Below are 12,147 nucleotides of genomic sequence, written 5' to 3' on the forward strand. Positions count from 1 at the left end.
AATGTCAAAGCACAGCAGAAAGGGCGCGTTCCAGTTTGCTGACGAGTTCGCCTATCTGTTCCTCTTCAATAACAAAGGGCGGCGCCAGCAGGACATGATCGCCGTTCCGGCCATCCCGCGTGCCAGCCATGGGATAGCAAATCAACCCTTCGGCCAGTGCTGCCTTTTTCACCTTACCTGCGATGCCACGTGATGGATCAAAAGGGGCCTTGCTGTCGCGGTCAGCGACCAGTTCAACACCACGGAACAACCCGCGCCCACGGATATCTCCCACGTTCGGGTGCTGTCCGAATGCAGCCTCGAGGGCGGATCGCAGCTTGTTGCCCATGACCCCGGCACGCGCAGGTAAATCCCGTTCGGTCAACTCACGGACTACCGCCAATGCGGCGGCTGTGGCGACCGGATGACCGACATAGGTGTGTCCATGTTGGAAAAACCCTGATCCGTCGCGGATCGCGTTATAGATTTTGCCGGTACACAGCATGGCTCCAATCGGTTGATATCCGGCCCCCAACCCCTTGGCGATACACAAAATATCCGGCGCGATGTCGTCATGATCGCAGGCAAACAGGTGACCGGTTCGGCCCATACCGCACATCACCTCATCCAAAATCAGCAACACACCATAGTGGTCGCAGATCTCGCGAATACGCTTGAAGTACCCTTCAACCGCAGGGACTGCGCCAAGGGTAGCTCCAACCACTGGTTCGGCCATAAATGCCATGACAGTATCAGGGCCCAGCCGCAGGATTTCGGATTCCAGCTCATTGGCCACACGCTGACCATAGTCAAAGCTGCTTTCGTCTTCCGATTTTTCGGCATATTCGTAGCAGGCAGAGATATGCGTCATCTCGATCAGCATCGGGGCGAATTGCGCCCGTCTCCATGCGTTACCCCCAGCGGACAAAGCCCCTAAAGTGTTGCCGTGATAGCTTTGCTTTCGCGCGATAACGTGACGGCGTTCAGGTTGTCCGATTTCTAGAAAGTACTGGCGCGCCAGTTTGATTGCCGCCTCGGTCGCCTCGGACCCGCCCGAAACAAAATACACCCGGTCCAGATCCCCCGGCGCGTGCCGGATCAACAATTCGGCCAAAGCCTCAGCCGGTTTTGATGTCATGAACCCTGTATGTGCAAAGGCAATCTGTTCCACCTGCTGCTGTACCGCTTGGATCACGGCCTGATTCGAATGGCCCAGACAAGATACCGCCGCATCACCGCAATCCAGGTAACGCTTGCCCTTTGCGTCGATCAGATAACAGCCATCGCCGCCAACCGCGACAGGAAGGTCCGATTTCGTGTGACGTGGGAAAACATGACTCATTTCTGTGCCCTTCCAAGCAATTCGACTAATGCTGCAACCGAGGCCGCGTTATCTGCCCACAGCCTGCCATCCGGCCCCGTCAGACTGTTTTCAAACCCAACCCGCACGTCACCACCGCGTCGCGCAGCCTCAGCCAGACAGGCATGTTCTTGCGTTCCAAAGGCGCACACCATCCAACGGGCCGGGCATTCTGGAAAGGCGTCGAGATCGGCAGGCACAGATTGCTGGCCATCGCTGTATCGCCCCAGAACAAGCAAACGATCTGTCTGATCCGCGTGTACGATGCCCAAAGCGAGCCACTGTTCCAGTAAACGTGCGTCCTCAGTATCGTACAAGATATGCTGAACCCGTGTGCCCTGATCCGCACATAGTGCATAGACCCTGGGCGCAAGGTTCAGATCGCGGGCGATTTCACGCACCGAGATTGATGCCCATTCAGGTCGCACCTTTTGCAAACAGTCCAGTTGCGATGCCACGTCGAACTGCCCGGCAGCTTCGGTCGTGATCTGTAGCTCCATTTTTGGAACCTCGCGCTGCAATTCCGCAAGCGTTTCCCGGTACAATCCGGCGTCCAGTGAATGCCGTCCGTCTGCATCCCTAATATGCAGATGCAACCCATCCGCACCTGCGGCATGGCAATCCCGCGCAGATATGACGATCTGATCAATCCTGAGTGGCAAGGCTGGATGATCCAACGCGTTCCGCCGGGCACCGTTTGGCGCAACTAGAACGTAGGGCCTGTCCGAGCTGTCAGTTGTTATTGATGTCATAGCACCACCCAAATCTTTGCCCTCAGTTAGAGTCGCTGGACGACGTATTCAATTTACACAAAAGAAAACATATGTTTCTTTTTGGTATGACACCCACCCTTACAGCCTTGACCAGCCAAATTCGACGCGAGATCGATGAGATGCCAGCGCAGATGCAAGTCGCGGCGAAATATATCATCGACCATCCCGGTGATTTCGGCCTGAACCCGGTCCGAGCGACCGCCGACCGGATCGGCATCAGCACCAGTGTTCTTGTTCGACTGGCGCAGCGTATGGGTTTCGACAGTTTTGACGCCTTTCGCCACCCATTTCGCCTTGCCCTCACAACCGACAGTGAAGACAGGATTGGTCAGGAATGGTTAACCACGTCACCCAGACAAGACCCTTTCAATGACGCACAGGCCAGATTTGCGCGCAATGAGATGAATGTTGTGTCCCGATCCCTGCGCCTGATGGAGCCGCAATTGGCCAAGCGTGCCGTTGAAGACATGGTGTCTGCACGTCGTTGTTATGTGACCGCCACAAGGTCCAGTCATGCGCTGGCCTATTATTTTCACTACGCCGGCCGCATGGCCCATCCCGGATTACAGCTGATACCAAGACACATGGGCTCGGCTGTCGATGACCTGGTCGAGGCCACGTCCGAGGATTGTTTGTTTGCCATCACCGTCCATCCCTATTCCGCAGATACGATCCATTCGATGCGTTTTGCCCGCGACCGGGCCATGAAGATTGTGTTGCTGTCGGAGAGCGAGGTGATTGCACCCGGCGTCAACCCGGATGTCGTTCTGCCCGTCAGCACCCGCACTTTACATCCGTTTTCTAGCTTTTCTGGCGCGATGGCGGTTCTGGAATGCCTGCTCGGACATCTCTTTGATGCAGGAGGAGACGCCGCACGGGATAGGGTCGAACAGTTTCAAAAAGCCCGGGAGGACACCGGCGCGTATTGGCGGCCCGGCGTATTGCCAAGGATGAGAAAACCCTAGAATATCAATAATACATTGGCCGCAAGTACGGTGTGATACGCCATATCGCGGACCTTGGCGGCGGTCAGTCGTTTCTTTTCGCCCGCGGCTGAGGTCTGGTCGGGATTTCCTTCAACAATCCGCCAACCCCCATTCCGGCAATATCGGCGCCTGTTGTTTCAATCCCGCATGCGACACGCGACAGCACCCAATCCGCCCCATTCAACGCCGGAGAGCGCGCGCATCCCGGCAAGCCGATCACAGGTCGGCCCTGCAAGTCCCCAAGAAACAGCAGGTTTCCCGGATCAACCGGCATACCAAAGCGATCAATCGTCCCACCGGCCTGCCGAACGGCCGACGGTGCGACATCGTTGGGATCCGAGGTGGCCGAACCCGTCAATATCATCAGAAGATCGCCCTTCCCCTTAGAAATCGCGCTGGTCAAGGAATCCGTTCGATGCGGAACAATCTGCACCTCCGCAAGCTCCATTCCCACTGCCTCGACCCGTCCCCGAATGGCCGCAATCCCCTTTTCGTTCGGTGGACCACCGGGAATTTCCGTTACAACAAGACCGGCTGTCCGATGAACAGGCCGCGCCAGACGCACAGCTCCTTGTGCCAGCCCGGCGGCGCGCTGAACATCAGCCTCTGGCACGGCATATGAGATGACCTTAATGGTCGCCATCATGCCGTTCGCCCCCATTTGCTGGTACTGTGGAACGGTCGCAACGGTAATCATCGGATTGACCAGATTGAACATTTCAAGTGCGTGAACATCGAGCACGGCAACCCCGGGCCCATCGGCCAAAAGGTTTACCCGCCCGGTAAATGCCTCGGTAACCCGCAAGTTGGCTGATGCTGGATCAGGTGCCAGCGCAGACGCCAGCTTACGTGCCGCCTGATCTTCATGGCAATCACCGGAATCCAGTCGGGCAACAATGACCTCGCTTAGACCGGCCTTTATCAGTTGCGCCACATGTTCCGAGCGCAATTCAAGCCCCTTGCGAAGCTTTCGCCCATCCGCTGTAACCGAATGCGCCAGAATGGCCCCCTCTGCCTGGGACACCGGCACAGGCCCAAATTTCATGCTTTCCCTCGCAGAACTGCAGTGATCTGCGCCAGTATCGCAACCGCGATTTCCGAGGGACCGGCGGCCCCGATATCCAGGCCAATGGGCCCATGAATGCCAGAGATTTGCGCATCGGTAAAACCCGCCGCTTTCATACGCTCAATGCGCTTGGCATGGGTGCGTGTTGACCCCAATGCACCGATATAGAACACATCGGCGGCCAACGCGGCTTGTAGCGCCGGATCGTCAAGTTTTGGGTCATGTGTCAGCAGGACAATAGCGGTCCGCGCGTCCAGTCCCAGCTTCGCAACGGCTTCATCCGGCCAATCCGTCAGGATCGTTTCACCGGGAAAACGTGCTCTGGACGCAAAGGCGTCACGCGGGTCGATAATGGTTGGATCATAGCCCGCAATCCGCGCCATCGGCACCAGAGCCTGCGCGATGTGAACCGCCCCAACGACCAGCAACCTCAGCGGTGGGTTATGTACTGCGACAAAGGTCTGGCCATCCTCTTCGAACCCTGACCGATCCATACGCAGCCTGTCGGCATAAGCATTGCGGCGCAACGCCCTGCGCCCGGTCTCGACATTGACTTCGTAGGCAACGGGCTCACGAGCGGCCCGAGCGGCAACCAGTTCCGCCAACATAGATTCGGGCAGGACTTCTCCTATGGGTTCGACAAGAATGCGTATAGTCCCCCCACAGGCCAAACCAACCGCGAAAGCATCGTCGTCACTGATCCCGAATTCAAGCAAACGCGCTTCGCCTTCATCAATGGCTTCAAGCGCCTCGACGATAACAGCACCTTCGACACATCCACCAGAAACGGAACCTTCTATCCGACCATCGCCACCAATCACCAATTGGGATCCCACCCGCCGCGGTGCACTGCCCCAGGTTTCGACAACTGTAGCGAGCGCCGCGCCGCGCCCGCTGCGGTGCCAGTCAAGCGCCGTTTCAGGACTGTTGTCGAATCGTTCCATCGGAACCTCCGGATGACCTATGACACCAACATAAGCGGGAATTGCGTGATGAAAAGCGCATCAGGCTTACCAAAAGGTCTATATTGAACCCCATAAGGCAACGCCATTGCCCGAGCCATATTCAACAAATCATAGCATTGATTGTTTGTGACCCGAGTTCTAGCCTGTGCAGGCAACCGACTTCAGGTCTGGCTTGCATACCATACAAATCATAGATCGGAGACATGCAGTTGAAACGTATTCTTGCATTGGGCGCGGCAGTTGGTCTTTTGACTTCAACCGCAGCGTGGGCTGACACATTCCAACGCTATGGAGAGGTTGAAGGCTGGAAAGTCTTCATCGACACTGAAAAGAAATCCTGCCTGATCGAGGCGGTGGATGATGCGGAAAACGTCGTTCAGATGGGCCTGACCGAAGATCGTGGCGTGGGATATGTCGGCATCTTCACCAAGGCTGAAACCGATATCAAACGTGGCGAGACGCAAGAAGTCGCCATCCTGCTGGGCGACAACATATATCTGGGTGAAGCGACCGGCATGAAAGGTAACATCACCAAAGGCTATTCCGGTGGTTATGTTCTGTCGGACAGCCCACAGTTCGCGGATGATCTGGCCAAGAAGAAGGTCATGATCGTGTTTCCCGAGACATCCTACGCCTTCACCGTCGATCTGACAGGCACTTACAAAGCCATGGAGATGGCCCGCAAGTGCAATGAAGAACAGCTGTCGTAAGCTGCTAGTCGGAAAGCGCGGCCATCAGCCGTGCTTTCTGCCCCTCATCGTCGGGTTGTGAAATCGCTGCGGCCAAGTCTTCGAGTGAGGCAATCGAATGCCCTGCGCGAAAACTGTCAACATGCGGTAGCATCGCGGCAACCCCTTGCGCCCTGGGCGCGAACCCGTCCCAACGCAACAAGGGATTCAACCAGATCAGGCGTTTTGAGGACAGGTGCAGACGCTCGATCTCTTTCCTGAGGAGCTCGGGATCACCCCGCTCGAGCCCGTCTGTGATCAACAGAACAACCGCCCCCTGCCCCATCACCCGGCGTGACCAGTCCCTATTGAATTGATGCAGGCACTCTCCGATACGCGTGCCGCCCTCCCAATCCTGCGCCTCGGCCCCTGCTGCGGCAAGTGCCGCGTCTACATCCCGTTGGTGCAGGTGGCGCGTTATGTTGGTGAGGCGTGTGCCGAATGTGAAGGCATGGACCTTGGCCCAACCCGCTCCCTTGGCGTTGGACACTGAATGCAGGAAATGCAGGATGATCCGACTGTACTGGCTCATCGAGCCGGAAATATCGCAAAGTGCGACAAGATTTGGCCAGCGTAGTTTGGGCTGTAGCCTGGCAATTTCGCGCAACTCACCCCCTTGCCGCATGGCCGCGCGCAATGTGCGGGCACGGTCGATGCGGTGCCCCAAATGACTTGTCTGCCCGCGGCGTGATTCAATTGGCTTTACCGGCAGTGTCATCCGCGCCAATACGCGCTTGGCCTGCGCGATTTCGGCCGTGCTCATCTGCTCGAAGTCCAGATTGCGCAGCCGTTCCTCGGATGAGGCGGTCTGGGTCGCGTCGATTTCGATCTCGGTTTCGCCTTCCTCTTGCCCGGCAGCGTCCGGCAAATCACGCTCAACCCCGTCCAGCAGTGCCTCAGCCGCGCGCTTTTCACCGGCGTCGGCCTTGCGCTCCTCCTGAACGCCCCGAATTGCAGGAAGCATCATCGCCATCATGTGTTCCATGTAACGCGGGTCTCGCCAGTACATTCGGAAGACTTGCGCAAAAATCACGCGGTGTTCCGGGCGGTTCACGAAACAGGCGTGTAAGGTCCAGTAGAAATCCTGTTTCTCGGAAAAACCTGCCGCCTGCACGGCACGAATAGCGTCGATCACGCGACCGGGTCCGATTGGCAGCCCAGCCTTTCTGAGTGCGCGGGCAAAATGGGTGATGTTGTGCGCCAGCTTTGGGTTGTCGGGTATATCCAGCGGAAGTTGTTCGGCCATCAGACGTTACGGGGGCTCTGCCCCCATACCCCCGGAGTATTTGGAAAAAGATGAAACATCAGACCGGTTCGAGCGTGGCCTTGGCCTCGTCGAGGATGCGTTTTGCCTCGGACCCTTGAAGTTTTTGAATGTCGTCCTGATATTTCAGGATTGCACCCAGCGTATCCCCGATCACCTCGGGGCTGAGGTTCATCACATCCAGCGCCAACAGGCATTTCGCCCAGTCAATGGTCTCAGCCACGCCGGGTTTCTTGAACAGATCCTCGGTGCGCAAACGCTGAACAAAGGCTACAACCTCGCGACTGAGTGCTTCCGCAGCTTCAGGCGCACGGGCGTGCAGGATTTCGATCTCACGCTCGAAGTCGGGGTAATCGACCCAGTGATAGAGGCAACGGCGCTTGAGAGCATCATGCACTTCCCGCGTCCGGTTCGAGGTGACAATCACGATGGGTGGTTCAGGTGCTTTTACAGTGCCAATTTCTGGGATGGTGACCTGAAAGTCACCGAGCGCTTCGAGCAGAAACGCTTCAAACGGTTCGTCGGTCCGGTCCAATTCGTCGATCAGCAGAACTGGCGCTCCGTTTTCGTCCGGGCGCATCGCCTGCAACAAGGGGCGTTCGATCAGGTATTCGTCCGAGAACAGTTCAGTCTGCAACGCGCCCCGGTCGGCCCCACCCGCGGCCTCAGCCGTTCGGATCGCGACCATCTGCGCCGGAAAGTTCCATTCGTAAACAGCTGACGACGCATCCAGCCCTTCGTAGCATTGCAACCGGATCAGGCGCCGGTTCAACCCGGATGCCAGAGCCTTGGCGATCTCGGTCTTTCCAACCCCTGCTTCGCCTTCCAAAAACAACGGGCGTCCAAGCTTCAGCGACAGGAACACAACCGTCGCAAGGGCACGACCGCAGACATAGCCCTGACGACCCAGCATCTGCTGCACGGCATCGATGGAATCTGGCTGTGTCATGGAACCCCTCTCTGCTTTAGGGATAAACAGGTCATGCAAGTGTCTGGGCGTCAAGGCCTCAACCTTGGACAGAGCTACGACGTTCAGGTCGGTTGACAAGATTTTTTTTGTGCCTTGCGCGGACGCAGTTGGTCTTTCGCAACAGCTATGCTAGCGGAAGGCCATGACCGACACCCTTACGCTCCGCCGCCCCGACGACTGGCATCTGCATCTGCGCGATGGCGCGATGCTACAGGCCGTCCTGCCCGAAACCGCGCGCCATTTCGCCCGTGCGATCATTATGCCGAACCTTGTACCGCCGGTTGTGCGCGGCGATCAGGCCGCCGCCTATCGAGACCGCATTATGGCGGCTCTGCCCGATGGTATGACGTTCGAGCCGTTGATGACCCTGTATCTGACCGAAGATACAGATGCCGCAGATGTCGCAGCGGCCCATGCCAACGGTCTGATCAAAGCCGTCAAGCTGTATCCTGCCGGGGCTACCACCAACTCCGCCTCGGGTGTGCGCGACTTCGACAAAGTGCGCCCGGTGCTTGAGAAGATGGCCGAAATCGGCCTGCCCATGTGTGTGCATGGCGAGGTGACGGATCCGGAGATCGACATATTTGACCGCGAAGCCGTATTCATCGACCGTGTTCTGGATCCGATCCGCAGATCGACTCCGGGCCTGCGTGTTGTGATGGAACATATCACCACGTCCAATGGTGTGGATTATGTCAAAGCCAACGCGGTTGATCTGGGTGCAACGATCACGGCGCATCACTTGATTATCAACCGCAACCATATCCTAGTTGGTGGCATCAAACCGCATTACTATTGCCTTCCTGTTGCCAAGCGCGAGGAACACCGTCTGGCCCTGCTATCCGCCGCAACATCGGGCGATGCGCGGTTTTTTCTGGGCACGGACAGTGCCCCGCACACGGATGCAAACAAGGAAATGGCTTGTGGCTGTGCGGGCTGTTTTACGGCGACCAACACCATGTCTCTGGTGGCTGAAATGTTTGACCGGGAAGGTGCATTGGAAAAGCTGGAAGGCTTCGTGTCGCTCAACGGGCCGGGTTTCTATCGCTTACCGGTGAACCAGGATATGATTACCCTGACCAAGGGTGAGCCCGTTTCGTATCCCTCAAAGATTGAAACAGGCGATGGACCAGTGACTGTATTTGACCCGGGCTTTCCGTTGCACTGGTGCGTGGCTTAACCCGCCATACGTTCGGCCAGATCGCGGGCACGTCCCCCAGTGCGCAGCATCGACCAGATCGTGTCCGCCTCATCCGCACCGATCAGCTTGGTCGCTTTGTCGCGCACGCGATCCTCACGGTCCGACAACGACACTGTGTTCAGCAGATCATGCGTCGCTTCGCGGCGAATGCCATCGCGACGCAGCAGGGACAGATGCGCCTGCGTTTCTGACAGGCTGTCATCTGCCTCGACCGTGATGCGGTCGCGCAAAGACGTTATACGCGGGTCGACGCAGACCTTGTCGGTGAAACTACCTGGCAAAGCCGTATCATATCCCAGCGCCTGCATCGCGATCACTGTCCGATAGGAAAACTTGGCCCCCAGTCCGGTTGTCGGTGACAGTTGATTGCACACACTCATCCAGCGCGGATGAGTCTTAATCTGGATCTCGGCGACCTCTGGCTCCGCTATGTCCAACTCCCGCGCGGCTTCCAGCGCGGCGTGAAGACCGTGGCAACAGGCGTGAAACTTGTGGCTGACCGTTTCAAACAGCCATTCATCGCCCAACCCATCCAGAGCAGTTTGATCCGCTGCACCTTGATGCGTTGCCCCAAATCCATAAGGACCCTCCAGCGCGTCGGCGTTGGCCTGAAAACCGCGCTGTACCAGCAAGGCCGTCTCGACCCCTGCTGAAGCGGCAAGTCCGGCGTTATACGGCTTGCCCATGGTTCCGAACTGCGCCTTCAGCCCCGCCGCACGCGTCGCCGTCAGACCCAGAACCATTCGCATCTGGTTTGCGTCAAAACCCAGCAAACGGCCAACAGCGACTGCCGCCCCAAAGGCACCGGATGTCGCCGTCTGGTGAAACCCTGCCTGATAGTGACCGCGCCCCAGCCACAAGCCAATTCGGATTGAGGTTTCCATACCCACCAAAGCGGCTTCGAGAAAGTCGACAAGAATACGGTCATCCCATTCGGCCACCGCAAGGGCTGCAGGCAAAATGGCGACGGAAGGATGCCCGATATGGGCGAAATGCGTGTCATCGTAATCCAGCGCGTGAGACACCGTGCCATTCACCAACGCCGCACCACGTAGCGGCGCCGGGCCGCCGCCAAAGAGATGCGACTGAGGGTTCCCGCCCTCGGAAAGTATCATGTCGCGAACCGTGGTTGAGACGGGTTCGCGCGCGCCTGCCCGGCCCACAGCGACCCAGTCAAGAACAGATAGCGATGTGACGATTCGCGCCTGAGACGACGTAGAAATCGGCCCTGCCGCAAAAGCGGCCAATGATACTGTAAATTCCGTCATACGCGTAGTCTAGCGTGCGCCTGACAAGGGTAAAGACCTAGCTGTAGAGTTCTTGCGCGCGCGCCTCGAACGCGCGCACGATCCGATGCATGGCTTCGTTGAAAACCACACCGATAATCCCTTGCAGGATGGCGTTCTTGAATTCGAAATCCACATGGAACGAGACGTTGCAGCCCCCATCAGGCGCGTCCTCGAACTGCCAGTCGGATTTCATGTATTTGAAGGGGCCGTCCAGGTATTCGGTGTCGATTTTCTTTTGATCCGCAAACAGGGTTACCTTGCTGCCAAATCGTTCCCGGAAAACCTTGAACGAGATGATCAGATCGGCCTCCATCACCTCAGCCTCTTCCATCGCATAGGTCTTGCGAATGCGGGCAGCAGCGCACCACGGCAGAAATTGGGGGTACTTGGCCACATCGGCAACCAGGTCGTACATCTGCTGGGCTGTATACGGCAGGTGGCGGGTTTCCGAATGGATAGGCATGAGGTCCGGTATTTGCAGGTGACAATGGCGCGTCATGTCGTATGTTGCGCGCCAAAGATCAAGGGGGCTGCGATGACTGACCGCGCATATGTGATAGATGAGATGATCTCGGCAAAGGCCATCGCCGCTCGAATCGAGGAGCTGTGTCGCGACATTTCGGCAGAGTTCAAAGAAACAGACAAGCTGGTGGTCGTGGGTCTGCTGCGCGGCAGCTTTGTTTTCATCGCCGACCTTGTGCGCGAACTTGACCTTCCGATCGAGGTGGATTTCCTTGAAGCATCTTCTTACGGAGACGCGATGGAAAGCAGCAGGGAAGTTCGCATTCTCAAAGACTTACGCGGCGCAATTGAAGGGCGCGACGTGCTGGTTGTCGAGGATATCGTTGACACAGGCCATACGTTGAACCATGTCACCAAGTTGCTGCAAAGCCGTAACCCCGCGCGCCTGAAATCCATTGCCTTGCTGGACAAGCCGAGCCGCCGCGAAGTGGATTTTCGATCAGACTGGATCGGTTTTGAGATACCCGACGAATTTGTCGTGGGTTATGGAATTGACTATGCTCAACGCAATCGCAACCTGCCCTATATTGGCAAAGTCCGCTTTACGGACGAATAGCCCGAGCGGGCCTTTTCCGGCCTCGTACTCAGACCCGATTAAAAATTCATTATTTAGAATATCAATGGACAACCATCGCCTCGTTGCTTTACCTTTCAGGTAGTCACAGGAGGATTTTTGATGAAGCGTCTTATCTCGATAGCGGGCGTCTTTTTGGTGATCGTCTCCCTTGCAAGCGCGTCATATGCAAAAGACAACAAGGGCAAAGGACAAGGTGCCAACAAAACCAAAGTAGAGAAATCCATTAAGTCAAACGGCAAGGCTGTTCCGCCCGGTCAAATCAAACGATACACCCGAGGTCAGAAATTACCGGACGACCTGCGTTTTGACTATGTTGACGACCTCGACAACTGGAAGCTCAAACCGCTGAAGCCGGGGCAACGGTATATTCGGGTCGACGACGAAATAATCTCGATATCAGATGATACGAAGACTGTAATAGAAGCTGTTGGAATCGTTGGCGATCTGATGAATTGAAAGCCTCGGTC

At 57.0% G+C, this 12,147-nt stretch carries 13 protein-coding genes; 5 read left to right on the top strand and 8 right to left on the bottom strand.

Features of this window, described 5'->3' with window-relative positions; genetic code table 11:
- Positions 1-4: 4 nt before the first annotated feature.
- Together AC2FLZ_RS11630 and AC2FLZ_RS11635 are read right to left on the bottom strand one after the other, a co-directional pair.
- Positions 5-1,321, bottom strand: coding sequence for an aspartate aminotransferase family protein (locus tag AC2FLZ_RS11630; protein ID WP_496822459.1), 1,317 nt, complete (start codon positions 1,319-1,321; stop codon positions 5-7).
- Positions 1,318-2,091: a beta-keto acid cleavage family enzyme gene (locus tag AC2FLZ_RS11635; RefSeq protein WP_480472495.1), complete on the bottom strand. Its 774-nt coding sequence runs from the start codon at positions 2,089-2,091 to the stop codon at positions 1,318-1,320. Before AC2FLZ_RS11635 ends, AC2FLZ_RS11630 begins: the two co-directional genes overlap by 4 nt.
- A gap of 86 nt (positions 2,092-2,177) precedes the next feature.
- Here AC2FLZ_RS11635 and AC2FLZ_RS11640 point away from each other — a divergent pair, with 86 nt between their 5' ends.
- Entirely contained in the window at positions 2,178-3,077 is a 900-nt protein-coding gene (locus AC2FLZ_RS11640) for a MurR/RpiR family transcriptional regulator (RefSeq protein WP_496882192.1), read from the top strand.
- A gap of 64 nt (positions 3,078-3,141) precedes the next feature.
- Here the strand turns inward: AC2FLZ_RS11640 and AC2FLZ_RS11645 are convergent, their stop codons facing one another.
- Together AC2FLZ_RS11645 and AC2FLZ_RS11650 are read right to left on the bottom strand one after the other, a co-directional pair.
- The gene (locus AC2FLZ_RS11645) at positions 3,142-4,143 is read right to left on the bottom strand and encodes a molybdopterin-binding protein (protein WP_480472491.1); all 1,002 of its coding nucleotides are present in this window, start codon (positions 4,141-4,143) and stop codon (positions 3,142-3,144) included.
- Entirely contained in the window at positions 4,140-5,108 is a 969-nt protein-coding gene (locus AC2FLZ_RS11650; protein WP_480516848.1) for an XdhC family protein, read from the bottom strand. The genes AC2FLZ_RS11645 and AC2FLZ_RS11650 overlap by 4 nt, the downstream gene beginning before the upstream one ends.
- Positions 5,109-5,332: 224 nt before the next feature.
- On the opposite strand from AC2FLZ_RS11650, the gene AC2FLZ_RS11655 reads away from it, so the two are divergent.
- Positions 5,333-5,839 carry a hypothetical protein gene (locus tag AC2FLZ_RS11655; RefSeq protein ID WP_480472487.1) on the top strand — a complete coding sequence of 169 codons (507 nt, stop codon included), beginning with the start codon at positions 5,333-5,335 and terminating at the stop codon, positions 5,837-5,839.
- A 4-nt stretch (positions 5,840-5,843) separates the two neighbouring features.
- Here the strand turns inward: AC2FLZ_RS11655 and AC2FLZ_RS11660 are convergent, their stop codons facing one another.
- Positions 5,844-7,103, bottom strand: a complete 1,260-nt coding sequence (locus tag AC2FLZ_RS11660; protein WP_480553363.1) for a vWA domain-containing protein — start codon at positions 7,101-7,103, stop codon at positions 5,844-5,846.
- A 58-nt stretch (positions 7,104-7,161) separates the two neighbouring features.
- A complete protein-coding gene (locus tag AC2FLZ_RS11665) occupies positions 7,162-8,070 on the bottom strand; it encodes an AAA family ATPase (protein ID WP_496808553.1) in 909 nt (302 codons plus the stop codon).
- 163 nt (positions 8,071-8,233) lie between these two features.
- On the opposite strand from AC2FLZ_RS11665, the gene pyrC reads away from it, so the two are divergent.
- Positions 8,234-9,271, top strand: coding sequence for a dihydroorotase (gene pyrC / locus AC2FLZ_RS11670; protein ID WP_480472481.1), 1,038 nt, complete (start codon positions 8,234-8,236; stop codon positions 9,269-9,271).
- Here the strand turns inward: pyrC and AC2FLZ_RS11675 are convergent.
- Both AC2FLZ_RS11675 and AC2FLZ_RS11680 read right to left on the bottom strand, forming a co-directional pair.
- Positions 9,268-10,560 carry an MmgE/PrpD family protein gene (locus tag AC2FLZ_RS11675; RefSeq protein ID WP_480553361.1) on the bottom strand — a complete coding sequence of 431 codons (1,293 nt, stop codon included), beginning with the start codon at positions 10,558-10,560 and terminating at the stop codon, positions 9,268-9,270. The two genes, pyrC and AC2FLZ_RS11675, sit on opposite strands and share 4 nt — an antisense overlap.
- A 37-nt stretch (positions 10,561-10,597) precedes the next feature.
- Complete coding sequence (locus AC2FLZ_RS11680; RefSeq protein ID WP_480553360.1) at positions 10,598-11,044, bottom strand: type II toxin-antitoxin system RatA family toxin; 447 nt, start codon at positions 11,042-11,044, stop codon at positions 10,598-10,600.
- Between the two features lie 72 nt (positions 11,045-11,116).
- Between AC2FLZ_RS11680 and hpt the strand changes: the two genes are divergently transcribed.
- Complete coding sequence (hpt, locus tag AC2FLZ_RS11685) at positions 11,117-11,659, top strand: hypoxanthine phosphoribosyltransferase (protein WP_480516838.1); 543 nt, start codon at positions 11,117-11,119, stop codon at positions 11,657-11,659.
- Positions 11,660-11,779: 120 nt separating this feature from the next.
- Positions 11,780-12,136: a hypothetical protein gene (locus AC2FLZ_RS11690; protein WP_480553359.1), complete on the top strand. Its 357-nt coding sequence runs from the start codon at positions 11,780-11,782 to the stop codon at positions 12,134-12,136.
- Positions 12,137-12,147 lie beyond the last annotated feature (11 nt).

Source organism: Ruegeria sp. YKSF131 (assembly GCF_059612645.1).